Raw genomic sequence first — 23,406 nt, 5'->3', positions numbered from 1 at the left:
CCCTCTACGTAGAAGCGGATGACTGACCGCGTTCAGCCGCCGAACTCCTGCAGGCCCTTCAGCGCCTGGTCGAGCAGCGCCTGGCGGCCGTCGAGCTCCTTCTGGAGCTTGTCGGCCTTCGCGGTGTTGCCCGCGGAGCGCGCGGTCTCGATCTGGCCCTGGAGCTTGTCCACGGCGGCCTGGAGCTGACCGGTGAGACCCTCGGCACGCGCGCGTGCCTCCGGGTTCGTCCGGCGCCACTCGGTCTCCTCGGACTCCTGGAGCGCCCGCTCCACCGCGTGCATCCGGCCCTCGACCTTCGGGCGGGCGTCGCGCGGCACGTGGCCGATGGCCTCCCAGCGCTCGTTCAGGGAACGGAAGGCGGCACGGGCCGTCTTCAGGTCCTGCACCGGGACGAGCTTCTCGGCCTCCTCGGCCAGCTCCTCCTTGAGCTTCAGGTTCTCCGTCTGCTCGGCGTCACGCTCGGCGAAGACCGAACTGCGGGCAGCGAAGAAGACGTCCTGGGCGCCGCGGAAGCGGTTCCACAGATCGTCCTCGTGCTCGCGCTGCGCGCGGCCCGCGGCCTTCCAGTCCGTCATCAGCTCGCGGTAACGCGCCGCCGTCGGACCCCAGTCCGTCGAGGCCGACAGCCCCTCGGCCTCCGCGACCAGCTTCTCCTTGGCCTTGCGGGCGTCCTCGCGCTGCGCGTCCAGCGACGCGAAGTGCGCCTTGCGGCGCTTGGAGAACGCCGAGCGCGCATGCGAGAAGCGGTGCCACAGCTCGTCGTCCGACTTCCGGTCGAGCCTCGGCAGCCCCTTCCAGGTGTCCACCAGGGCCCGCAACCGCTCACCGGCCGCCCGCCACTGGTCGCTCTGGGCCAGCTCCTCGGCCTCGACGACCAGCGCCTCCTTGGAGTGCCGCGCCTCGTCGGACTGCTTGGCCCGCTGCGCCTTGCGCTCCTCACGGCGCGCGTCGACCGTCTCGACGAGCTTGTCCAGCCGCTCTCGCAGCGCGGCCAGGTCGCCGACCGCGTGGTGCGCGTCCACCTGCTCGCGCAGGTGGGCTACGGCGGTCTGAGCGTCCTTCGACGACAGGTCGGTGGTCTTCACTCGCTTTTCGAGGAGGCCGATCTCGACAACCAGGCCTTCGTACTTGCGCTCGAAGTAGGCCAGCGCCTCATCAGGCGAGCCGGCCTGCCAGGAACCGACGACCTGCTCGCCGTCGGCCGTACGCACGTACACGGTCCCCGTCTCATCGACGCGGCCCCACGGGTCGCTGCTCACAGCGCCTCCTCCACATGATGCCTGCGAGAGGTCAGCGCCCCCGGGCATCGTCCACAGTTTCGTAACGGCCAACATAGGCGACCGGCAGGGCGGCTGTCCGCATCCCGCGCGACCGAAATTTCGCAGCTGGCGGTCAGGATTTCGTCACGGTCATCTTGTTGATCACGACGGTCGCGTTGGGCGCTCCGTCACCCGCGCCGGTGCTCTCACCGGCCGCTGCGATCTTCTCGAGGACCGCCATTCCGTCCTTGGAAATAGTTCCGAACGGTGTGTAGCTGGCCGGTAGCTGACTGTCCTGGTACACGAGGAAGAACTGGCTGCCGCCGGTGTGCGCCTGGCCGGTGTTGGCCATGGCGATGGTGCCCGCCGGATACACCCCGCCGGTAAGGGATTTGTCCTTCAGGTTCTCGTCCGGGATCGTGTAGCCGGGGCCGCCGGAGCCGGCGCCCGTCGGGTCACCGCACTGCAGCACGTAGATGCCGTTCGTGGTGAGCCGGTGGCACTTCGTGTGGTCGAAGTAGCCCTTGGCCGCGAGGAAGCTGAACGAGTTCACGGTGTGCGGTGCCGCAGCCGTCTTCAGTGCGACGTCTATCTCGCCGCAGGTCGTGGCCATCTTCATCGTGTAGTCCGCGGACTTGTCGATGGTGATCGCCGGTTCCTTCTTCCAGGTCTCCGTCTTCACCTCGCCCGCGGCGGCCTTCTCGCACGGATCCGGCGCCGCGCTGGGCGCCGAGGCGCTCGGGGTCGCCTCCGCGGCCGCGTTGGACGCCTTGTCGTCGTTCTTGAAGACCCCGGTCGCGTACGACACGACGCTGCCTATCACGATGACGCCGAGGACCGAGGCGATGATCGCGTTGCGTGCGTGTGTCTTGCGCCGTGCGGCAGTTCGCCGCTGCTGCTGTCGCAAGAACTTCTCCCGGGCGAGCTGACGCCGCCGCTGCTCCTGGGTGACCACCGGGTTTTCTCCTCATGCGTCTCGTACGTCAAGTGGGACGCGTGCGTCTTGTGAGCCGACCGCCTGCGTGTGCCCCGTACCGTATATGGGTTCGCTGAGGATTCGGCAGCGCCGGTAGGCTCTGATCCACAGCCGCCCGCCCCGTACGACGCCGTATGACCTCGTACGCCACAAACGAAGGACGATCGTGCTCATTGCCGGGTTCCCCGCAGGGGCCTGGGGGACCAACTGTTATCTGGTCGCCCCCGGCGCGGGTGAGGAGTGCGTGATCATCGACCCGGGCCATCAGGCCACCCAGGGAGTCGAGGACGCGCTCAGGAAGCATCGGCTCAAGCCCGTCGCGGTCATCCTCACGCATGGCCACATCGACCATGTCGCCTCGGTCGTCCCGGTGTGCGGAGCGCATGACGTACCGGCCTGGATCCACCCCGAGGACCGGTACATGATGAGTGACCCGGAGAAGGCGCTCGGCCGTTCCATCGGGATGCCGCTGATGGGCGAACTGACCGTGGGGGAGCCGGACGACGTCCGCGAACTGGCCGACGGCGCACGGCTGGAACTGGCCGGCCTGGAGCTGTCCGTCGCGCACGCGCCCGGCCATACGAAGGGGTCGGTGACCTTCCAGATGCCCGAGAACACGGAGATTCCCTCCGTTTTCTTCTCCGGGGATCTGCTCTTCGCCGGCTCCATCGGACGCACCGACCTGCCCGGAGGCTCCCACGCCGAGATCCTCGACTCGCTGGCCCGCGTGTGCCTGCCGCTCGACGACTCGACCGTGGTGCTGTCCGGCCACGGCCCCCAGACCACCATCGGCCAGGAGCGCGTCACCAACCCGTATCTGCGGGAAGTGGCCGCCGGCCTCGGGAGCACGGACGCTCCCCGACGAGGATTGTGACGAGAGACTTCGTGAGCACCTTCAGGGCCCCCAAGGGCACGTACGACCTGGTTCCGCCGGAAAGCGCCAAGTACCTCGCGGTCCGCGAGGCGATCGCCGCCCCGCTCCGGAACTCCGGCTACGGCTACATCGAGACGCCCGGTTTCGAGAACGTCGAGCTGTTCGCGCGCGGGGTCGGCGAGTCCACCGACATCGTGACCAAAGAGATGTACGCCTTCGAGACCAAGGGCGGCGACAGGCTGGCGCTGCGCCCCGAAGGCACCGCGTCCGTGCTGCGCGCGGCGCTGGAGGCCAACCTGCACAAGGCGGGCAATCTCCCCGTCAAGCTCTGGTACTCGGGCTCCTACTACCGCTACGAGCGCCCCCAGAAGGGCCGCTACAGGCACTTCTCGCAGGTCGGCGCCGAGGCCATCGGCGCCGAGGACCCGGCGCTCGACGCCGAGTTGATCATCCTGGCCGACCAGGCGTACCGCTCGCTGGGCCTGCGCGACTTCCGCATCCTGCTGAACTCCCTCGGCGACAAGGAGTGCCGCCCCGTCTACCGGGCCGCCCTCCAGGACTTCCTGCGCGGGCTGAGCCTGGACGAGGAGACGCTCCGCCGCGCCGAGATCAACCCGCTGCGGGTCCTCGACGACAAACGCGACGACGTCCAGAAGCAGTTGGCCGGCGCACCGCTGCTGCGTGACTACCTGTGCGACGCGTGCAAGGCGTACCACGAGGAGGTGCGCGAGCTGATCACGGCCGCGGGTGTCTCCTTCGAGGACGACCCGAGGCTCGTGCGCGGGCTCGACTACTACACCCGGACCACCTTCGAGTTCGTCCACGACGGGCTGGGCTCCCAGTCCGCGGTCGGCGGCGGCGGTCGTTACGACGGGCTCTCCGAGATGATCGGCGGACCCGCGCTGCCGTCCGTCGGCTGGGCGCTGGGCGTCGACCGTACGGTCCTCGCCCTGGAGGCCGAGGGCGTCACCCTCGAACTCCCGTCGTCCACCAGCGTGTTCGCGGTACCGCTGGGCGAGGAGGCCCGCCGGGTGCTCTTCGGCGTGGTCACCGAACTCCGCAAGGCGGGGGTCGCGGCGGACTTCTCCTACGGGGCGAAGGGGCTCAAGGGCGCGATGAAGAACGCGAACCGGTCGGGCGCCCGGTACACGATCGTCGCCGGTGAGCGGGATCTCGCCGAGGGCGTGGTGCAGATCAAGGACATGGAGTCGGGCGAGCAGAGCGCGGTGGCGGTCGAGGGGATCGTGGCGGAGCTGGGGTCGAGGCTGGGGTAAGGCGGGTTTTCGCCCCCTCCGCCCCGTACTCCGCTCCTCGAACGCCGGACGGGCTATCTCCAGCCCGTCCGGCGTTTGAGGACGAGCGCGTTCAGCGCGAAGCGGGGGTCTGGGGGCGGCAGCCCCCAGGTACGGGACGGGTAGGGGCGGAGGGGGCGAAAACCCTCGTGGCGGGTCCCGCCCGTCAACTCGCCGCCGTCAAGAGCTTCCTTATGCCCATCGAACGGTGGGCACACGTGCGCGTGCGGCACAATATCCGTGCCCGCAGGCCCCTTCGAAGCTACGGAAACGGCGTGATGAGCAAGACGACAGTCAAGGACGCCTCCACCGACCACGACGACCGCACCGCCGCCGCTCCGCGGACGGTCGGCGGCAGCCGTGCGCTCGCCCTGCTGCTGGTGATCACGGGGGCCGCCGGTCTGCTGGCCTCCTGGGTCATCACGATCGACAAGTTCAAGCTGCTCGAGAACCCGGACTTCGTGCCCGGGTGCAGCCTGAACCCGGTCGTGTCCTGCGGCAACATCATGAAGAGCGACCAGGCCGAGGCCTTCGGATTCCCCAACCCGATGCTCGGCCTGGTGACGTACGCCATCGTGATCGGCGTGGGCATGAGCCTGCTGGCCCGCACCACCTTCCCGCGCTGGTACTGGCTGACCTTCAACTTCGGCACGCTCTTCGGCGTCGGATTCTGCACCTGGCTGCAGTTCCAGTCCCTGTACCGCATCAACTCGCTGTGCCTCTGGTGCTGCCTCGCGTGGGCCGCGACGATCATCATGTTCTGGTACGTGACCTCGTCCAACATCCGCAACGGCTTCCTGCCCGCGCCGAACTGGCTGAAGAGCTTCTTCGGCGAGTTCACCTGGGTCCTGCCGGTGCTGCACATCGGGATCATCGGGATGCTGATCCTGACGCGCTGGTGGGACTTCTGGACCAGCTGACAGCCCTGATGACAGCCCCGAGGGCAATGTCAGTGGCGTGACATAGGGTTTTGTCCGTGGAGCCCGACCTATTCACCGCCGCGGCGGAAGAACGCCAGGAGAAGGACCCGTCCAGCAGTCCCCTGGCGGTCCGGATGCGCCCGCGCGTCCTCGACGAAGTCGTGGGACAGCAGCATCTGCTGAAGCCGGGCTCACCCCTGCGCAGGCTGGTCGGTGAGAGCGACGGAGGTCCGGCCGGACCCTCCTCGGTGATCCTCTGGGGCCCGCCGGGCACCGGGAAGACAACCTTGGCGTACGTGGTCTCCAAGGCCACGAACAAGCGCTTCGTCGAGCTCTCCGCGATCACCGCCGGAGTCAAGGAAGTCCGTGCGGTCATCGAGAGCGCACGCCGTGCCACCGGCGGTTTCGGCAAGGAGACGGTCCTCTTCCTCGACGAGATCCACCGCTTCAGCAAGGCCCAGCAGGACTCCCTGCTCCCGGCCGTCGAGAACCGCTGGGTGACGCTGATCGCCGCGACCACCGAGAACCCGTACTTCTCGATCATCTCGCCCCTGCTCTCCCGCTCCCTCCTCCTCACCCTCGAACCGCTCAGCGACGACGACCTGCGCGGCCTCCTCAAGCGCGCGCTTTCCGACGAGCGCGGCCTCAAGGACGCTGTCGCCCTGCCGGAGGACGCCGAGGAACACCTGCTGCGGATCGCCGGCGGCGACGCCCGCCGCGCGCTCACCGCCCTGGAGGCCGCCGCCGGGGCCGCGCTCGACAAGGGCGAGCCGGAGATCACCCTCCAGACCCTGGAGGAGACCGTCGACCGGGCCGCCGTGAAGTACGACCGCGACGGCGACCAGCACTACGACGTGGCGAGCGCCCTCATCAAGTCCATCCGCGGCTCGGACGTGGACGCCGCCCTGCACTACCTGGCCCGGATGATCGAGGCCGGTGAGGACCCCCGCTTCATCGCCCGCCGCCTGATGATCTCCGCCAGCGAAGACATCGGCCTGGCCGATCCGAACGCGCTGCCGATAGCCGTCGCGGCCGCCCAGGCCGTCGCCATGATCGGCTTCCCCGAGGCCGCGCTCACCCTCAGCCACGCCACCATCGCCCTCGCCCTGGCGCCCAAGTCGAACGCCGCGACGACGGCGATCGGCGCCGCCATGGAGGACGTACGCAAGGGGCACGCGGGCCCCGTACCGACGCATCTGCGCGACGGGCACTACAAGGGCGCCGCCAAGCTCGGGCACGCACAGGGATACGTGTATCCGCACGACCTGCCCGAGGGCATCGCCCCCCAGGAGTACGCCCCGGAGGAGCTGAAGGACCGGGAGTACTACACCCCGACCCGCCACGGCGCCGAGGCACGCTACGCGGACGCGGTGGAATGGACCAGGAAGCACCTCGGTCGAGGGCGGTCCTGACCACCCTGTAGGATTCTTGAAGCGCTGCGTCCCGTGTCCGGCTCCGGTCGGCACCACCAGAACGGGACATCCAGCCGGAGCCCCGCCTCCAAGGGGGATTCCAGGAGCGTCGCGCACCGTCGAAGGTGTCGCGGGCAGCCCACCACCCTCCCGGTATCGGGAAACGGTCGGTGGGCCACTCGCGTGCTGCACGTATGTGCCCAGTCCAGGGAGCGGCTGCCCAGCAGGTCCACACGGGCCCGCGGGGTTTCCCAGGCTGCGGATGCGACCTCCCTTAACTCTGGTGAGCCGAAACCCAGGAAAGAGAAGAAGTGGCGAATCAGTCCCGCCCCAAGGTCAAGAAGTCGCGTGCCCTCGGCATCGCGCTGACCCCGAAGGCCGTCAAGTACTTCGAGGCCCGCCCCTACCCGCCGGGCGAGCACGGCCGTGGCCGTAAGCAGAACTCGGACTACAAGGTCCGTCTGCTCGAGAAGCAGCGTCTGCGCGCGCAGTACGACGTGTCCGAGCGCCAGCTCGTCCGCGCCTACGAGCGTGCCTCCAAGGTGCAGGGCAAGACCGGTGAGGCCCTGATCATCGAGCTCGAGCGCCGTCTCGACGCGCTGGTCCTGCGTTCGGGCATCGCCCGCACGATCTACCAGGCCCGCCAGATGGTCGTCCACGGCCACATCGAGGTCAACGGTGGCAAGGTCGACAAGCCGTCCTTCCGCGTCAAGCCCGACGACGTCGTGATGGTCCGCGAGCGCAGCCGCAGCAAGACGCTGTTCGAGGTCTCCCGCGCGGGCGGCTTCGCCCCCGACGGCGAGACCCCGCGCTACCTCCAGGTGAACCTCGGCGCCCTGGCGTTCCGCCTGGACCGCGAGCCGAACCGCAAGGAGATCCCGGTGATCTGCGACGAGCAGCTCGTCGTCGAGTACTACGCCCGCTGATCTTTCCTCAGCGGACGTAGCACCACCTGCGCGTCAGCCCGTCGTCTCCCCGCCCTTCGAGGTGGGCGAGACGGCGGGCTTCCGCATGTCCGGACGCAGCGCGCGCGGCGCCGGCACCGCACCGAGCGGCCGGACGTCGGCTCGCCGCAGCGCCCGCGACACCGCCGCCTTCTGCCCGAGCAGCGCCCCTTCCCGTACGCACTCCTCGTACCGCCCGTCACCCAGCCGCTGCCGGGCACTCGCCTCGCACCGCTCGTGCGGCGCGTTGTAGTACGCCGAGCCGAACAGCGGCAGGCCCACCGACGGCCACATGCGGGAAGCGGCCCCCTGCAGCAGGGCGGCCTCCGCCGGATCGCCCTCCTCCGCGGTGACCAGCGCGAGCAGTTCGATCGCGAGGACCGTGCCGAGCAGGTCGTTGAAGGCATGGCCGATGCCGATGCTCTCCTCCAGGAGACGCCGGGCCCGTGCCTGATCGCCCTCGGCCAGGGCCCCGTACGCCAGGACGTACAACGCGTATGCCAGTGCCCAGCGCTCCCCGTGGTCCTCGCACACCTGGCGGACGTCCTCGCACAGATTCAGTGCATCGGGCAGATCTCCCTGGAACGCCAGGGCCATCGCCAGCTCGACCTGGCCCATCAGCACATTGCTGTTGAGCTCGCCGATCGCGTGGTAGCGGTCGAGCGCCGAGCGCAGCAGGGTCTCGGCGCTCGGCATGTCGTCCGAGAGCAGGGCCAGGCAGCCGGTGCGGTGCTCGGCGTACGCGAGAGCGGTGGAGTTGCCGGTACGGTCCGCCTCCGCACGGCACTCCTGCAGCGCGGTCAGAGCGGGGATCATGTCGCCCTGCAGCACCGCCACATAGCCCAGCACCCACAGCGCCTTGAGCCGCGACTGGTCACGGTCGCTGTCGAGTTCCACGCCGCGCTGCAGCCAGTGCCGCCCCTCCGACAGCCGGCCGCAGCCGACCCAGTAGAACCAGAGGGTGCCCGCGAGGTACTGGCCCAGATGTGCCTCACCCGGCTCGGTCAGACAGTGCTCCAACGCGCGGCGCAGATTCGGCAGCTCCGTCTCGACGCGTGTGGCCACCTCGCCCTGCCGCGGCGAGAACCAGTCCAGCTCGCACCAGGTGGCCAGTCCCATGAACCAGTCGCGGTGGCGGCGGCGCAGCCGTGGGGCGTCGCCCGTCGCCTCCAGCCAGTGCGCGCCGTACGCGCCGACCGTGTCCAGCATTCGGTAGCGCACGCCCGCCGCCGTCTCCTCGCGGGACAGCACGGACTGCGCGAGCAACTCGCCCAGGACATCGAGGACATCGTCGCTGTTCAGGCCGTCGCCGCTGCACACGTACTCGGCGGCGTCCAGGTCGAACTGCCCCGCGAACACCGACAGGCGCGACCAGAGCAGCCGCTCCTCGGGCGTGCACAGTTCATGGCTCCAGCCGATCGCCGTACGCAGGGTCTGATGCCGCGGGAGTGCGTCTCGCCCGCCACCTGTCAGCAGGCGGAAACGATCCTCCAGGCGGGACAGCAGCTGCGCGGGGGAGAGGGCGCTCAACCGCCCCGCCGCCAGTTCGACGGCGAGCGGGATCCCGTCGAGGCGCCGGCACAGCTCCCGTACGTCGGACCGGTTGCCGTCGTCCAGCGCGAACCCGGGCACCCGGGCCGCCGCCCGGTCCTCGAACAGCTCCGCCGCCTCCGGCTCGGCCAGCGGCGCCAGCGGGAACAGCCGCTCGCCCTCCAGGTCCAGGGGCCGACGCCCCACGGCGAGCACCCGCAGCCCCGGCGCACCCCGCAGCAGCTCGCCCACCAGCGAGGCACACACGTCCACCAGATGCTCGAACCCGTCGAGAACCAGCAGGAGTTGGCGCCCGGCGAGATCATCGAGCAGGACCTGGCGCGGCGGCCTCGACGTGTGATCCGTCAGGTTGAGAGCCTCGACGACCGTGTGCTCGACGAGGTCCGGCTCGCGCACCGCGGACAGATCCACACGCCAAGCCCCGTCGCGTACGTCCGTCCGCGCCGCGAACCGCGCCGCGAACCGTGACTTGCCGACACCCCCCATGCCCGTCACCGTCACCAGGCGGGACGCCTCCAGCGCCTTGGCGAGGTGGGCGAGTTCGGCCGAGCGGCCCACGAAGGTGTTGAGTTCCAGGGGCAGATTGCCGAGCGGCGAACGGTCGGAGCGCTGAGAACCTCGCATGGGACACGGAGCGTACTGATCCGTGCGCGGTCCGTACAATCGCCTCCCGTGAGTCTGGTGCCGTGGACGGTAATGCGGTACAGAGCGACGGCCCCGGCGCGATAGGCTCGGTCAACGACTTTTCGATGTTCAGGCACGTATCAGGGAGCGGGTGCAGACAGTGTCCGGTGGAGAGGTGGCCGGGATCCTGGTGGCCGTCTTCTGGGCGATCCTGGTCTCCTTTCTCGCCGTCGCGCTGGCGAGGCTGGCCCAGACGCTCAAGGCGACCACCAAGCTCGTGGCGGACGTGACCGACCAGGCCGTCCCGCTGCTTGCCGACGCCTCATCGGCGGTGCGCTCCGCGCAGACCCAGATCGACCGCGTCGACGCCATCGCCTCCGACGTCCAGGAGGTCACGTCGAACGCGTCGGCGCTGTCCACCACCGTCGCCTCCACCTTCGGCGGCCCCCTGGTCAAGGTCGCGGCGTTCGGCTACGGAGTGCGCCGGGCCATCGGAGGCCGTCGCGAGAACGAGCCCCCCAAGGCGTCCCGCCGTACCGTGATCGTGGGCCGCACCGTCCCGTCGGCGCGACGGGGAAAGCGGAAGAAGGACTGACGCAGCGATGTTCCGCCGTACGTTCTGGTTCACCGCGGGCGCAGCCGCTGGCGTGTGGGCCACCACCAAAGTCAACCGCAAGCTCAAGCAGCTGACCCCCGAAAGTCTCGCGGCGAAGGCCGCGAACAAGGCGATCGACGCGGGTCACCGGCTCAAGGACTTCGCGCTCGACGTCCGCGACGGTATGGCCCAGCGGGAGGCCGAACTCGACGAGGTGCTCGGCCTGAACGCATCCGTCGACCACGAACTGCCGGGCCCCCGCCGCCGCGCCGCGATCGAGAACCGCAACAACCTGGACTACAGCAAGAACCCGACGTACGTCGAGAGGTCGACGTACACGTACAACCGGAATGAGGACCACTGATGGAGTCGGCCGAGATTCGCCGCCGCTGGTTGAGCTTCTACGAGGAGCGCGGTCACACCGTCGTCCCCTCGGCGTCGCTCATCGCGGACGACCCGACTCTGCTCCTGGTCCCCGCGGGCATGGTCCCCTTCAAGCCGTACTTCCTGGGTGAGGTCAAGCCGCCGTGGCCGCGCGCCACCAGCGTGCAGAAGTGCGTGCGCACGCCCGACATCGAAGAGGTCGGCAAGACCACCCGGCACGGCACCTTCTTCCAGATGTGCGGCAACTTCTCCTTCGGCGACTACTTCAAGGAAGGCGCCATCACCTACGCCTGGGAGCTGCTCACCTCGCCCCAGGACAAGGGTGGTTACGGGCTCGACCCGGAGCGCCTGTGGATCACGGTCTACCTCGACGACGACGAGGCCGAGAAGATCTGGCGCGAGAAGATCGGCGTCCCCGCCGAGCGCATCCAGCGCCTGGGCAAGAAGGACAACTACTGGTCCATGGGCGTCCCCGGCCCCTGCGGCCCGTGTTCCGAGATCAACTACGACCGTGGCCCGGAGTTCGGCGTCGAGGGCGGCCCTGCCGTCAACGACGAGCGGTACGTGGAGATCTGGAACCTGGTCTTCATGCAGTACGAGCGCGGCGAGGGCACATCGAAGGAGGACTTCGAGATCCTCGGCGAGCTGCCCAGCAAGAACATCGACACCGGCCTCGGCCTCGAGCGACTCGCCATGATTCTGCAGGACGTGCAGAACCTGTACGAGATCGACACCTCCATGGCCGTCATCAGGAAGGCCACCGAGCTGACGGGCGTCGAGTACGGCGCCGGTCAGGACTCCGACGTCTCCCTGCGCGTGGTCACCGATCACATGCGTACGTCCGTGATGCTCATCGGCGACGGCGTCTCGCCCGGCAACGAGGGCCGTGGCTATGTGCTGCGCCGCATCATGCGCCGTGCCATCCGCAACATGCGGCTTCTCGGAGCCACCGGCCCGGTCGTGCAGGACCTCGTCGACGTCGTGATCGAGATGATGGGCCAGCAGTACCCGGAGCTCGTTTCCGACCGCAGGCGCATCGAGACCGTGGCCCTCGCCGAGGAGGCCGCCTTCGTCAAGACGCTGAGGGCCGGCACGAACATCCTCGACACCGCCGTCTCGGAGACCAAGGCTGCCGGCGGCAAGGTTCTCGCCGGCGACAAGGCCTTCCTGCTCCACGACACCTGGGGCTTCCCGATCGACCTCACCCTCGAAATGGCCGCCGAACAGGGCCTTTCGGTGGACGAGGACGGCTTCCGCCGTCTGATGAAGGAGCAGCGGGACAAGGCCAAGGCCGATGCCCGGTCCAAGAAGACCGGCCACGCCGATCTCGGCGCCTACCGCCAGATCGCCGACGCCGCCGGTGAGACCGACTTCATCGGATACGACCGCACCGAGGGCGAGTCGACGATCGTCGGCATCCTGGTCGACGGCGCTTCGTCCCCCGCCGCCACCGAGGGCGACGAGGTCGAGATCGTCCTCGACCGCACCCCGTTCTACGCCGAGGGCGGCGGCCAGATCGGCGACACCGGGCGCATCAGGCTCGACACCGGTGCCGTCGTCGAGGTCCGTGACTGCCAGAAGCCGGTTCCGGGCGTGTATGTCCACAAGGGCGTCGTCCAGGTCGGCGAGGTCACCGTCGGCGCCAAGGCCCAGGCCTCCATCGACGTCCGCCGCCGCAAGGCCATCGCCCGCGCCCACTCGGCCACGCACCTCACGCACCAGGCCCTGCGCGACGCCCTCGGCCCGACGGCCGCCCAGGCCGGTTCCGAGAACCAGCCCGGCCGTTTCCGCTTCGACTTCGGCTCCCCGGCCGCCGTACCGCACACGGTGATGGCCGATGTCGAGCAGCAGATCAACGAGGTGCTCGCCCGCGACCTGGACGTGCACGCCGAGGTCCTGAGCCTCGACGAGGCCAAGAAGCAGGGCGCCATCGCCGAGTTCGGCGAGAAGTACGGCGAGCGCGTCCGCGTCGTCACCATCGGCGACTTCTCCAAGGAGCTGTGCGGCGGCACGCACGTCCACAACACCGCCCAGCTCGGCCTGGTCAAGCTGCTGGGCGAGTCGTCCATCGGTTCCGGCGTACGCCGCATCGAGGCCCTGGTCGGCGTGGACGCGTACAACTTCCTCGCCCGCGAGCACACCGTGGTGGCCCAGCTCCAGGAGCTGGTCAAGGGCCGTCCCGAGGAGCTCCCGGAGAAGGTCTCCGCCATGCTCGGCAAGCTGAAGGACGCCGAGAAGGAGATCGAGAAGTTCCGCGCGGAGAAGGTCCTCCAGGCCGCCGGCGGTCTCGTCGACTCCGCCAAGGACGTACGCGGTGTCGCCCTCGTCACCGGCCAGGTCCCGGACGGCACGAGCGCCGACGACCTGCGCAAGCTGGTCCTCGACGTGCGCGGCCGTATCCAGGGCGGACGGGCCGCCGTGGTCGCCCTGTTCACCACCGCCAACGGCAAGCCGCTCACGGTCATCGCCACCAACGAAGCCGCCCGCGAGCGCGGTCTCAAGGCCGGCGAGCTGGTCCGTACCGCCGCCAAGACCCTCGGTGGCGGCGGTGGCGGCAAGCCGGACGTCGCCCAGGGCGGCGGCCAGAACCCGGCCGCCGTCGGTGACGCCATCGACGCGGTCGAGCGGCTCGTCGCCGAGACGGCCAAGTAGGGGCTTCCGGATATGCGCAGAGGACGCCGTCTCGCGATCGACGTCGGGGATGCCCGCATCGGGGTCGCCTCGTGCGACCCCGACGGGATCCTCGCGACTCCGGTCGAGACGGTCCCGGGGCGCGACGTCCCCGCCGCGCACCGCCGGTTGAAGCAGCTCGTCGAGGAGTACGAACCGATTGAAGTGATCGTCGGCCTCCCTCGCTCCCTCAAGGGCGGCGAGGGCCCGGCCGCGGTCAAGGTGCGTGCCTTCGTCCAGGACCTCGCACGGGCCATCGCTCCCGTTCCGGTCCGGCTCGTGGACGAACGCATGACCACGGTGACGGCCAGTCAGGGCCTGCGCGCCTCGGGCGTGAAGTCCAAGAAGGGCAGATCCGTCATCGACCAGGCGGCCGCTGTGATCATCCTTCAGCAGGCTTTGGAGTCCGAACGGGTGTCGGGTAAATCTCCGGGCGAGGGCGTCGAAGTGGTTGTCTGATCGCGATACGGTAACGTTCCGCGCGATGCGGCTCTGTTCGAACAGCCGCCGCACAGCAGAAGAGACGGAACGGAGGCGGTGCCGCAAGCACCGCGTGCCCGCCGCCTCGCGGCTCTAGGGGATCAATGACTGAGTATGGCCGGGGCCCTGGCTCCGAACCGTGGCATCCGGAGGACCCGTTGTTCGGGGACAACGGATGGGGAGGACAGGCTGACGACGGCCAGTCCCCCTACGGCGGCCAGCCGCAGCAGTATCCGCAGCAGCCGCAACAGCAGCAGCAGTACGGCGAGTGGGCCGCTGGTCAGCAGGGTGGGTACGGCCAGGAGCAGCAGCAGTATCAGGGCCAGGGTCACCAGCAGTTCCCTGCCCAGAGCCAGCAGCCCTACATGGACCAGGGCCAGCACCAGTATGTCGACCCGGGTCAGCAGCAGTACGGCGGTCAAGGGCAGCAGCCTTACGCGGGCCAGGGTCAGCAACAGCAGTACGCGAATCAGGGGCAGCCACAGCAGTACGGCGGCCAGGGCCAGCAGCAGTACGACAACAGCGGCTGGGGCAGCGGGGCGCACCAGCAGGTCCCCTACGCCGCCGACCCGGCCGACCCCTACGGGGGCCAGCCCGTCGCGTACGGCGGTGAGCAGCCCGACCAGTACGGCACCCCCGACGCCTACCCGCCGCCCGAGCCGCCGGCCCGCCGTCGCGCCGAACCCGAGCCGAAGACCGACTGGGACCCCGGACCCGACCAGGGTGAGCACGCCTTCTTCGCCGGCGGCGACGATGACGACGATGCGGACGACGACGATCCGAAGGGCCGCGGCGGACGCGGCGACAAGAAGGGCCGAGGCGGCGGCAAGGGCAAGAAACGCCGCAGCGGGTGTGCCTGTCTGGTGGTCGTACTCGTCTTCGGAGGCGGGATCGGCGGAGTCGGGTATTTCGGGTACCAGTTCTACCAAAATCGTTTCGGTGCGGCGCCCGACTATGCCGGGGACGGCACGAGCGAAAGCGTCAACGTCACCATTCCCAAGGGTTCCGGCGGTTATGCGATCGGGCAGGCGCTGAAGGACGCCGGCGTGGTCAAGAGCGTCGATGCCTTTGTGGCCGCGCAGTCGCAGAATCCCAAGGGCAATTCCATTCAGGCGGGCGTCTACACGCTCAAGAAGGAAATGTCCGGGGAAAGCGTGGTGGCGCTCATGCTCAGCCCTGACAGTCGCAACAACCTGATCATTGCCGAGGGCACGCGCAATGCCGCCATCTACGAGAAGATCGATGCCCGTCTCGAGGTGAAGAAGGGCACGACCAAGGGCGTCGCGGACAAGGAATGGGAGAGTCTCGGTCTCCCCGAGTGGGCGAACTCCGACAAGGACATCAAGGACCCGCTGGAAGGATTCCTCTACCCCTCCAGCTATCCCGTTTCCAAGGGTATGGAGCCCAAGGAAGTCCTGAAGCAGATGGTCGACCTGGCCAAGGAGAAGTACGCCGACTACGGCCTCGAGTCCAAGGCCGAGGGCCTGAAGCTGAAGAACCCGCTGGAGCTCCTCACCGTGGCGAGTCTCGTCCAGGCCGAGGGGAAGACCCATGACGACTTCCGCAAGATGTCCGAGGTCATCTACAACCGCCTGAAGCCCACCAATACGGAGACCAACCAGCTGCTGCAGTTCGACTCGACCTTCAACTATTTGAAGGGTCAGAGTAAGATCAACATCAGCGAGTCCGAAATCAACAGCAACCAGGACCCGTACAACACGTATACGCAGAAGGGCCTCCCGCCCGGGCCTATTGACAACCCTGGTGACGACGCGCTGAAGGCGGCTCTGAATCCCACGAAGGACGGCTGGATCTACTTCGTGGCGACCGACGGCCAGAACAAGACGGAGTTCGCCAAGACATACGCGGAATTCCAGGACCTCAAGGACAAGTTCAATGACAGCTCGGGCAGCTGACGGCCGCCGGGCCGCGGTACTCGGTTCGCCGATCGCCCACTCCCTCTCCCCGGTGCTGCACCGAGCCGCCTACGCGGAACTCGGCCTCGGTGACTGGTCGTACGACCGTTTCGAGGTCGACGAGGAGGCGCTGCCGGAGTTCTTCGGGAAACTCGGGCCGGAGTGGGCGGGGCTGTCACTGACCATGCCGCTCAAGCGGGCCGTCATCCCGCTGCTCGACGAGATCAGCGAGACGGCGGGCTCGGTCGAGGCGGTCAACACGGTCGTGTTGACCGAGGACGGCCGTCGGATCGGCGACAACACCGACATCCCCGGGATGGTCGCCGCCCTGCGCGAGCGGGGCATCGAGCAGGTCGGCTCCGCCGCGATCCTCGGCGCCGGTGCCACCGCCTCGTCGGCGCTCGCCGCGCTGGCACGGATCTGCACGGGCGAGGTCGTCGCCTACGTCCGCAGCGCCGATCGTGCCGCCGAGATGCGGCGGTGGGGCGGCCGCCTGGACGTCGACGTACGCATCGCGGACTGGGCCGAGGCAGACCGGGCGCTGCGCGCGCCACTGGTGATCGCCACCACCCCCGCGGGCGCCACGGATGCGCTGGCAGCCGCCGTCCCCGAGCAGCCGACCGCCCTCTTCGACGTGCTGTACGACCCGTGGCCGACCCAGCTCGCGGCGCGCTGGTCGGCGTACGGCGGTGCCGTGGTCAGCGGGCTCGATCTGCTGGTGCACCAGGCGGTGCTCCAGGTCGAGCAGATGACCGGGCGTTCGCCCGCGCCGCTCCACGCCATGCGCAAGGCCGGCGAGCACGCCCTCGCCGGGCGCTGACCCGCCGGAGTCCGTCCGTCTGATGGACCTGTGACCGGTTCTGATACGTGGACGTGGGAGGATCGGGGTGGCGGGCCTGGGCCGCGCACCCGGTCGCGCCGTCGCGGTACGCGAGGACGCGCGTACGCAGCAGCAGTACCAGGGCGCGAGCATGAGGAGCACCGTTGAGCAGGTTGCGCTGGCTGACCGCGGGGGAATCCCACGGTCCCGCACTTGTCGCGACGCTGGAGGGACTTCCCGCCGGCGTGCCGATCACCACGGACATGGTGGCGGACCATCTGGCCCGGCGGCGGCTCGGCTACGGGCGCGGTGCCCGGATGAAGTTCGAGCGCGACGAGGTCACCTTCCTGGGCGGTGTACGTCATGGGCTCACTCTCGGTTCGCCGGTGGCCGTCATGGTCGGCAACACCGAGTGGCCCAAGTGGGAGCAGGTCATGGCGGCCGACCCCATCGATCCGGAGGTCCTCGCGGAGGTGGCCCGCAACGCCCCGCTGACCCGGCCCCGGCCCGGTCACGCCGACCTCGCGGGCATGCAGAAGTACGGGTTCGACGAGGCCAGGCCGATCCTGGAGCGGGCGAGCGCGCGGGAGACCGCGGCGCGGGTGGCGCTCGGTGCGGTGGCCCGTTCGTACCTGAAGGAGACGGCGGGGATCGAGATCGTCTCGCACGTCGTCGAACTGGCGGCGGCGAAGGCCCCGTACGGCGTCTACCCCCAGCCCTCGGATGTGGAGCGGCTCGACGCCGATCCGGTGCGCTGCCTGGACGGTGACGCCTCGAAGGCGATGGTCGCGGAGATCGACCAGGCGCACAAGGACGGCGACACGCTCGGTGGCGTGGTCGAGGTGCTGGCGTACGGGGTGCCGGTGGGTCTGGGCTCGCATGTGCACTGGGACCGGCGGCTGGATGCCCGGCTGGCGGCCGCGCTGATGGGGATCCAGGCGATCAAGGGTGTCGAGGTCGGTGACGGTTTCGAGCTGGCCCGGGTGCCGGGCTCGCGGGCGCACGACGAGATCGTCCGCACCGGGGACGGCATCCGGCGCACGTCGGGGCGCTCCGGCGGCACCGAGGGTGGTCTGACCACGGGTGAGCTGCTGCGTGTCCGGGCGGCGATGAAGCCGATCGCGACGGTGCCGCGTGCGCTGGCGACCATCGATGTGGCGACCGGCGAGGCGGCCAGGGCGCACCACCAGCGCTCGGACGTGTGTGCGGTTCCGGCTGCCGGGATCGTCGCGGAGGCGATGGTGGCGCTGGTGGTGGCGGACGCGGTGGCGGAGAAGTTCGGCGGGGACAGCGTCCCCGAGACGCGCCGCAATGTGCGGTCCTACCTCGAGAACCTGGTCGTGCGGTGACGGGTCCGCGGATCGTCCTCGTCGGCCCGATGGGCGTGGGCAAGTCCACGGTCGGTGCGCTGGTCGCCGAGCGGCTCGGCTGTGTCTACCGGGACACCGACGACGACATCGTGAGCGAGCAGCGCCGCACCATCGCCGACATCTTCGTCGACGAGGGTGAGCCGGTCTTCCGCGCGATCGAGAAGCAGGCCGTGAAGCGGGCGCTGGCCGAGCACGACGGTGTGCTGGCGCTCGGCGGCGGCGCGATCCTGGACGAGGAGACACGCGCGCTGCTCGCCGGGCACCAGGTCGTCTACCTGTCGATGGACGTCGAGGAGGCGGTCAGGCGCACCGGCCTCAACACGGCGAGGCCGCTGCTGGCCGTCAACCCGCGCCGGCAGTGGCGCGAGCTGATGGACGCGCGCCAAGACCTGTACACCGAGGTCGCCCGTGCGGTCGTGGCAACCGATGACCGTACCCCCGAAGAGGTCACCCAAGCGGTCCTCGACGCAGTGGAGTTGAAGGAAGCATGAGCGAGGCAGTGACCCGTATCCAGGTCGGCGGAACCGCGGGCACCGAGCCCTACGAGGTGCTGGTGGGCCGTCAACTCCTCGGTGAGCTCGGTGGGTTGATCGGAGACAGGGCCCGGCGGGTCGCGGTCATCCATCCCGAGTCGCTCGCCGGCACCGGTGAGGCCCTGCGTGCCGATCTGGCCGAGCAGGGCTACGAGGCCGTCGCCATCCAGGTGCCCAACGCCGAGGAGGCCAAGACCGCCGAGGTCGCCGCGTACTGCTGGAAGGCGCTGGGGCAGTCCGGCTTCACCCGCAGTGACGTCATCGTGGGTGTCGGCGGCGGCGCCACCACCGACCTGGCCGGGTTCGTGGCGGCGAGCTGGCTGCGCGGGGTGCGCTGGATCGTGGTCCCGACCACGGTGCTGGCCATGGTGGACGCGGCGGTCGGTGGCAAGACCGGCATCAACACCGCCGAGGGCAAGAACCTCGTCGGCGCCTTCCATCCGCCGGCCGGTGTGCTGTGCGACCTGGCCGCGCTGGACTCGCTGCCGGTCAACGACTTCGTGTCCGGGCTCGCGGAGGTCATCAAGGCCGGTTTCATCGCCGACCCGGTGATCCTGGAGCTCATCGAGGAGGATCCCGAGGCGGCCCGCACGCCGGCCGGCCCGCACACGGCCGAGCTGATCGAGCGGTCCATCCGGGTCAAGGCGGAGGTCGTCTCCGGTGACCTGAAGGAGTCCGGGCTGCGCGAGATCCTCAACTACGGGCACACCCTGGCGCACGCGATCGAGAAGAACGAGCGCTACAAGTGGCGGCACGGCGCGGCTGTTTCCGTGGGGATGCACTTCGCCGCCGAACTGGGCCGTCTCGCGGGCCGGCTGGATGATGCGACCGCCGACCGGCATCGCACGATCCTTCAGTCCGTCGGTCTCCCGCTGAGCTACCGCTACGACCAGTGGCCCAAGCTCCTGGAGAACATGAAGGTCGACAAGAAGTCCCGCGGCAACCTGCTCCGCTTCATCGTCCTGGACGGCCTCGCCAAACCGACCGTCCTGGAGGGACCCGACCCGGCCGTCCTCCTCGCCGCGTACGGCGAAGTGGGGCAGTAGACGCGGAACGACGGCACGGGGCGACGTGACCCAAGAGGGCTCACGGCGACGTGACTTAGGAACTTAACGTCCAACGGGCCCGTACTTGGCCCGATTTGCCCCGGGCGGACGGGCACTTCGTACCCTCCCCGGCCGTTCACACAACGGCGGCCGGGGAAGGTACCGTTCGGTAGCGAGCGGGCCTCAGACCTCGCTCGCCGGCGCCAATGCCTGCCGCGAGGGAGCCGCAGGGACGCGTCGGTGTCGAGAGCACGAGCGCGCGGAGGTCCGAAGGGCTGAGCGCGGCCGGACTCGGGACACCGACTGAGGCGTCCCGGAGGCGAACGAGCCAGAGAACACGAGACGGAGTGGCACCGGATGCAGCACGCAGTGGGGGGTCCGCTGCCGCCGCCCCACCAGCCGGGGCAGGGACCGGCCGCCGGCTGGTCACCGGCCGGACCGCAGCCCGGACACCCGGGTCCCGTCCCCCCGCCCCCGTCGGCCCCCGGTTTCACCGGGCCGCCACCGGGACACATGGCGCCCCACCCGCACGTGCCGCAGCACGCCCCCGTGCCGCCCAAGCCGGACACCACCGGCCATGTGCAGCTCCCGCCGGGCGGACCCGTCGCCATGCCGAGCGCACCGCCCGCCGCCGGCCAGGCCGACCCGACGTCCACCACGCTCGCGGTGCTGCTCATCGGCCCCGCGGGCGCCGGGAAGACCAGCGTCGCCAAGTACTGGGCGGATCACCGCCGGGTCCCCACCGCCCACATCAGCCTCGACGACGTACGCGAATGGGTGCGCTCGGGCTTCGCCGACCCGCAGTCGGGGTGGAACGACCAATCGGAGGCGCAGTACCGCCTGGCCCGCCGCACCTGTGGATTCGCCGCACGGAACTTCCTGGCGAACGGCATCTCCTGCATCCTCGACGACGCCGTCTTCCCGGACCGCCCGGTCGTCGGCCTCGGCGGCTGGAAGCGGCACGTGGGGCCGGGCCTGCTGCCCGTCGTCCTGCTGCCGGGCCTGGAGATAGTCCTGGAGCGCAACGCCGAGCGCTCCGGAAACCGCCGTCTCACCGACGAGGAAGTCGCCCGCATCCACGGCCGGATGGCCGGCTGGTACGGCTCAGGGCTCCCCATCATCGACAACTCGCAGCTCGACGTACCGACCACGGCCCGCGTCCTGGACGACGTCCTCGCACGGTCGATCGCCAGCCCGCCCCAGTGGTAGTCCAGGCTGGCTCGTGGTCGGTCGCCGGCCTGTCTCAGTGGTAGTCGGGGCGGGTTCGTGCTTGGTCGCCGGCCCGCCTCAGTGGTAGTCCGGGCGGGCTCGTGGTCGTTCGCCAGCCCGCCCCAGTGGTAGTCCCGGCGGGCCCGCCGCCCGTCCAGCCCCGTTGAACCGGCGCCATCCGGCCACCGCTCGTACGCTCGTTTTATGTCAGAGGTGTACGCGGCACGCCGAGAGCGGCTCCGGGAGCGCTGTACGGCGGGCGGCAGTGCTACGGCGCTCGTCACCCGCCCGGCCAATGTGAGGTATCTCGCCGGCGCTGCCCCGCGCGGCGCCGTCCTGCTGCTCGGCAGGGGTGAGGATGTGCTGCTCCACGGCGGCCCGTCGAGCGGCGAGGCCGAGGAGGGCCGTCCCGACCAGGCGCTGCGGGTGCAGGTGCTGCCGGGCCCCGGCGGTGACCCGGCCGTCGCCGCGGCCGATGTCGCCCTCGCCCAGGGCGCCGAGTCCCTCGCGGTGGAGGAGCACCACCTGACGGTGACCCGGCACCGTGCCCTTGGCTCGGTGGCGCCGCGGCTGCGCCTCGCCGACCTGGGCGGCGCGGTGGAACAACTGCGGGTGATCAAGGACGAGGAGGAGATCTCCTGTCTCCGGATCGGCGCCGAGATCGCCGACCAGGCACTGGGGGAGCTCCTCGAATCGATCCTCGTCGGCCGGACCGAACGTCATCTCGCGCTTGAGCTGGAGCGACGCCTCGTCGACCACGGCGCCGACGGCCCGGCCTTCGCGACCTCGGTCGGTACAGGGCCGAACTCCGGGCGCCGTGGCCACCGGCCCTCCGACCGGCGGGTGGAGGAGGGAGATTTCCTCTCCGTCTGCCTCGGCGCGAGCTACCGCGGCTACCGCTGCGAGATCGGCCGTACGTTCGTGATCGGGACCTCGCCCGCCGACTGGCAGATCGACCTGTACGACCTCGTCTTCGCCGCCCAGCGCGCCGGACGCGAGGCGCTGGCACCCGGCGCCGCCTACCGTGACGTGGACCGCGCGGCCCGCCAGGTACTCGACTCCGCGGGGTACACGGAAGGCCTTCCTCCGCTGACCGGGCACGGTGTGGGGCTCGAAATCGACGAGGACCCGCAGCTGGCCCCCGCCGCCATGGGTAAACTGGACGCTTGCGTGCCGGTCACCGTCGAACCGGGGGTACACATCCCGGGCCGGGGCGGTGTCCGGATCGATGACACGCTCGTCGTACGCCCCGAGGCGGACGGCGGACCCGAGCTACTCACCATTACGACCAAGGAACTCCTCGCGCTCTAGCCTTCGGGCTGCGCGCGGGCCCCGGGGTCGTCCACGTCAGTCCAGGAGATTCCGCAACCGTGGCTTCCACGAACGACCTCAAGAACGGCCTGGTGCTCAAGCTCGACGGAGGCCAGCTCTGGTCCGTCGTCGAGTTCCAGCACGTCAAGCCCGGCAAGGGCCCGGCCTTCGTGCGCACCAAGCTGAAGAACGTGCTCTCCGGCAAGGTCGTCGACAAGACGTTCAACGCCGGCGTCAAGGTCGAGACGGCCACGATCGACAAGCGTGACATGCAGTTCTCGTACATGGACGGCGAGTACTACGTCTTCATGGACATGGACACGTACGACCAGCTGATGGTCGACCGCAAGTCCGTCGGCGACGCCGCCAACTTCCTGATCGAGGGCTTCACCGCCACCGTCGCGCAGCACGAGGGCTCGGTGCTCTTCGTCGAGCTGCCGGCCGCCGTCGAGCTCGTCATCCAGGAGACCGAGCCCGGCGTCCAGGGCGACCGCTCCACCGGCGGCACCAAGCCCGCCACCCTGGAGACCGGCCACCAGATCAACGTCCCGCTCTTCATCACCACCGGTGAGAAGATCAAGGTCGACACCCGCACGAGCGACTACCTCGGCCGGGTGAACAGCTAACCGTGGCTGCCCGCAACACGGCCCGCAAGCGCGCCTTCCAGATCCTCTTCGAGGGCGACCAGCGCGACGCGGACGTTCAGACGGTCCTCGCGGACTGGATCCGGCACTCCCGGACCGACACCCGGCAGCCGCCGGTGAGCGAGTACACGATGCAGCTCGTCGAGGGCTACGCCACCAAGGCGAGGCGGATCGACGACCTCATCGCGCAGTACTCCGTCGGCTGGACGCTCGACAGGATGCCGGTCGTCGACCGCAACATCCTGCGTCTCGGTGCCTACGAGCTGATCTGGGTCGACGAGACCCCGGACGCCGTGGTGCTCGACGAGGCGGTACAGCTGGCGAAGGAGTTCTCCACGGACGATTCACCCGCGTTCGTGAACGGCCTCCTCGGCCGGCTCAAGGACCTGAAGCCGTCACTCCGCCGGGACGAGTCCTGAGGCGAACCTCAGAACGTGACGGAACGGCGCGCGAAAGTCACAAATACGCCGGAGGGCCCGCAGCACGTCCGCTGCGGGCCCTCCGGCGTATCCCTGCCCGGGAGGTCTCCGAGGCCCGCAGAAAGCCGCCGGGGTGGCCGGAACGATGTGTTCC

At 69.6% G+C, this 23,406-nt stretch carries 22 protein-coding genes; 18 read left to right on the top strand and 4 right to left on the bottom strand.

From position 1 onward, the window contains the following. Nucleotides 1-32: 32 nt before the first annotated feature. Together ACFVKT_RS26820 and ACFVKT_RS26815 are read right to left on the bottom strand one after the other, a co-directional pair. Nucleotides 33-1,262, bottom strand: coding sequence for a DUF349 domain-containing protein (locus ACFVKT_RS26820; protein ID WP_385735762.1), 1,230 nt, complete (start codon nt 1,260-1,262; stop codon nt 33-35). Between the two features lie 133 nt (nt 1,263-1,395). Then, nucleotides 1,396-2,217: a peptidylprolyl isomerase gene (locus ACFVKT_RS26815; RefSeq protein WP_385735760.1), complete on the bottom strand. Its 822-nt coding sequence runs from the start codon at nt 2,215-2,217 to the stop codon at nt 1,396-1,398. A 187-nt stretch (nt 2,218-2,404) separates the two neighbouring features. Between ACFVKT_RS26815 and ACFVKT_RS26810 the strand changes: the two genes are divergently transcribed. The 5 genes from ACFVKT_RS26810 (at nt 2,405) to rpsD (ending at nt 7,662) form a co-directional block, all read left to right on the top strand. Beyond that, complete coding sequence (locus ACFVKT_RS26810) at nt 2,405-3,112, top strand: MBL fold metallo-hydrolase (protein ID WP_385735758.1); 708 nt, start codon at nt 2,405-2,407, stop codon at nt 3,110-3,112. Between the two features lie 11 nt (nt 3,113-3,123). Then, complete coding sequence (gene hisS / locus ACFVKT_RS26805; RefSeq protein WP_385735756.1) at nt 3,124-4,386, top strand: histidine--tRNA ligase; 1,263 nt, start codon at nt 3,124-3,126, stop codon at nt 4,384-4,386. A gap of 296 nt (nt 4,387-4,682) precedes the next feature. Then, nucleotides 4,683-5,324, top strand: a complete 642-nt coding sequence (locus ACFVKT_RS26800; RefSeq protein ID WP_385735754.1) for a vitamin K epoxide reductase family protein — start codon at nt 4,683-4,685, stop codon at nt 5,322-5,324. Between the two features lie 56 nt (nt 5,325-5,380). Continuing rightward, nucleotides 5,381-6,736 (top strand): replication-associated recombination protein A, encoded by a 1,356-nt coding sequence (locus tag ACFVKT_RS26795; protein ID WP_385735752.1) that lies wholly within the window; start codon nt 5,381-5,383, stop codon nt 6,734-6,736. Between the two features lie 311 nt (nt 6,737-7,047). Beyond that, nucleotides 7,048-7,662 (top strand): 30S ribosomal protein S4, encoded by a 615-nt coding sequence (gene rpsD / locus ACFVKT_RS26790; protein WP_043683972.1) that lies wholly within the window; start codon nt 7,048-7,050, stop codon nt 7,660-7,662. A 33-nt stretch (nt 7,663-7,695) separates the two neighbouring features. Here the strand turns inward: rpsD and ACFVKT_RS26785 are convergent, their stop codons facing one another. Further along, complete coding sequence (locus tag ACFVKT_RS26785) at nt 7,696-9,855, bottom strand: ATP-binding protein (protein ID WP_385735749.1); 2,160 nt, start codon at nt 9,853-9,855, stop codon at nt 7,696-7,698. A gap of 151 nt (nt 9,856-10,006) precedes the next feature. On the opposite strand from ACFVKT_RS26785, the gene ACFVKT_RS26780 reads away from it, so the two are divergent. The 4 genes from ACFVKT_RS26780 to ruvX are packed head-to-tail and all read left to right on the top strand — an operon-like array spanning nt 10,007 to nt 13,963. Then, entirely contained in the window at nt 10,007-10,450 is a 444-nt protein-coding gene (locus ACFVKT_RS26780; RefSeq protein ID WP_385735747.1) for a DUF948 domain-containing protein, read from the top strand. 7 nt (nt 10,451-10,457) lie between these two features. Then, a complete protein-coding gene (locus ACFVKT_RS26775) occupies nt 10,458-10,814 on the top strand; it encodes a DUF6167 family protein (RefSeq protein ID WP_385735745.1) in 357 nt (118 codons plus the stop codon). Continuing rightward, nucleotides 10,814-13,486 (top strand): alanine--tRNA ligase, encoded by a 2,673-nt coding sequence (gene alaS, locus ACFVKT_RS26770; RefSeq protein WP_385735743.1) that lies wholly within the window; start codon nt 10,814-10,816, stop codon nt 13,484-13,486. Before ACFVKT_RS26775 ends, alaS begins: the two co-directional genes overlap by 1 nt. Before the next feature lie 12 nt (nt 13,487-13,498). After that, nucleotides 13,499-13,963 carry a Holliday junction resolvase RuvX gene (ruvX, locus tag ACFVKT_RS26765; protein ID WP_385735741.1) on the top strand — a complete coding sequence of 155 codons (465 nt, stop codon included), beginning with the start codon at nt 13,499-13,501 and terminating at the stop codon, nt 13,961-13,963. A 122-nt stretch (nt 13,964-14,085) separates the two neighbouring features. On the opposite strand, the gene ACFVKT_RS26760 is transcribed toward ruvX, so the two are convergent. Continuing rightward, nucleotides 14,086-14,406 (bottom strand): hypothetical protein, encoded by a 321-nt coding sequence (locus tag ACFVKT_RS26760; protein ID WP_385735739.1) that lies wholly within the window; start codon nt 14,404-14,406, stop codon nt 14,086-14,088. On the opposite strand from ACFVKT_RS26760, the gene mltG reads away from it, so the two are divergent. The 9 genes from mltG (at nt 14,350) to nusB (ending at nt 23,252) form a co-directional block, all read left to right on the top strand. Further along, nucleotides 14,350-15,900: an endolytic transglycosylase MltG gene (gene mltG, locus ACFVKT_RS26755; protein ID WP_385735737.1), complete on the top strand. Its 1,551-nt coding sequence runs from the start codon at nt 14,350-14,352 to the stop codon at nt 15,898-15,900. The two genes, ACFVKT_RS26760 and mltG, sit on opposite strands and share 57 nt — an antisense overlap. Beyond that, nucleotides 15,881-16,720 (top strand): shikimate dehydrogenase, encoded by an 840-nt coding sequence (locus ACFVKT_RS26750; protein WP_385735735.1) that lies wholly within the window; start codon nt 15,881-15,883, stop codon nt 16,718-16,720. The genes mltG and ACFVKT_RS26750 overlap by 20 nt, the downstream gene beginning before the upstream one ends. A 164-nt stretch (nt 16,721-16,884) precedes the next feature. Beyond that, a complete protein-coding gene (gene aroC / locus ACFVKT_RS26745; RefSeq protein ID WP_385735733.1) occupies nt 16,885-18,069 on the top strand; it encodes a chorismate synthase in 1,185 nt (394 codons plus the stop codon). A gap of 29 nt (nt 18,070-18,098) precedes the next feature. Continuing rightward, entirely contained in the window at nt 18,099-18,581 is a 483-nt protein-coding gene (locus ACFVKT_RS26740) for a shikimate kinase (protein ID WP_385736568.1), read from the top strand. Continuing rightward, nucleotides 18,578-19,669, top strand: coding sequence for a 3-dehydroquinate synthase (gene aroB / locus ACFVKT_RS26735; protein WP_385735731.1), 1,092 nt, complete (start codon nt 18,578-18,580; stop codon nt 19,667-19,669). The genes ACFVKT_RS26740 and aroB overlap by 4 nt, the downstream gene beginning before the upstream one ends. Nucleotides 19,670-20,026: 357 nt before the next feature. Then, on the top strand, nt 20,027-20,878 hold the full coding sequence (locus tag ACFVKT_RS26730; protein ID WP_385735729.1) for a Pro-rich N-terminal domain-containing protein: 852 nt from the start codon (nt 20,027-20,029) through the stop codon (nt 20,876-20,878). A gap of 204 nt (nt 20,879-21,082) precedes the next feature. Further along, the gene (locus tag ACFVKT_RS26725) at nt 21,083-22,189 is read left to right on the top strand and encodes a M24 family metallopeptidase (protein WP_385735727.1); all 1,107 of its coding nucleotides are present in this window, start codon (nt 21,083-21,085) and stop codon (nt 22,187-22,189) included. Between the two features lie 59 nt (nt 22,190-22,248). Then, a complete protein-coding gene (efp, locus tag ACFVKT_RS26720) occupies nt 22,249-22,815 on the top strand; it encodes an elongation factor P (protein WP_385735725.1) in 567 nt (188 codons plus the stop codon). Between the two features lie 2 nt (nt 22,816-22,817). Next, on the top strand, nt 22,818-23,252 hold the full coding sequence (gene nusB / locus ACFVKT_RS26715; RefSeq protein ID WP_384389259.1) for a transcription antitermination factor NusB: 435 nt from the start codon (nt 22,818-22,820) through the stop codon (nt 23,250-23,252). Nucleotides 23,253-23,406: the final 154 nt, after the last annotated feature.

Origin of the sequence: Streptomyces sp. NPDC127595 (assembly GCF_042671685.1) — a bacterium.
Taxonomy (GTDB): Bacteria; Actinomycetota; Actinomycetes; order Streptomycetales; family Streptomycetaceae; genus Streptomyces.
This window is presented reverse-complemented; position numbering and strand designations above follow the sequence as displayed.

Excerpts from the sequence above, each read along its gene's own strand:
- ACFVKT_RS26800 (WP_385735754.1), top strand. The coding sequence starts at position 4,683 with ATGAGCAAGACGACAGTCAAGGACGCCTCCACCGACCACGACGACCGC.
- ACFVKT_RS26785 (WP_385735749.1), bottom strand. The coding sequence starts at position 9,855 with ATGCGAGGTTCTCAGCGCTCCGACCGTTCGCCGCTCGGCAATCTGCCC.
- ACFVKT_RS26775 (WP_385735745.1), top strand. The coding sequence starts at position 10,458 with ATGTTCCGCCGTACGTTCTGGTTCACCGCGGGCGCAGCCGCTGGCGTG.
- alaS (WP_385735743.1), top strand. The coding sequence starts at position 10,814 with ATGGAGTCGGCCGAGATTCGCCGCCGCTGGTTGAGCTTCTACGAGGAG.
- ruvX (WP_385735741.1), top strand. The coding sequence starts at position 13,499 with ATGCGCAGAGGACGCCGTCTCGCGATCGACGTCGGGGATGCCCGCATC.
- mltG (WP_385735737.1), top strand. The coding sequence starts at position 14,350 with ATGGACCAGGGCCAGCACCAGTATGTCGACCCGGGTCAGCAGCAGTAC.
- ACFVKT_RS26750 (WP_385735735.1), top strand. The coding sequence starts at position 15,881 with ATGACAGCTCGGGCAGCTGACGGCCGCCGGGCCGCGGTACTCGGTTCG.
- ACFVKT_RS26740 (WP_385736568.1), top strand. The coding sequence starts at position 18,099 with ATGGGCGTGGGCAAGTCCACGGTCGGTGCGCTGGTCGCCGAGCGGCTC.
- aroB (WP_385735731.1), top strand. The coding sequence starts at position 18,578 with ATGAGCGAGGCAGTGACCCGTATCCAGGTCGGCGGAACCGCGGGCACC.
- ACFVKT_RS26730 (WP_385735729.1), top strand. The coding sequence starts at position 20,027 with ATGCAGCACGCAGTGGGGGGTCCGCTGCCGCCGCCCCACCAGCCGGGG.
- ACFVKT_RS26725 (WP_385735727.1), top strand. The coding sequence starts at position 21,083 with ATGTCAGAGGTGTACGCGGCACGCCGAGAGCGGCTCCGGGAGCGCTGT.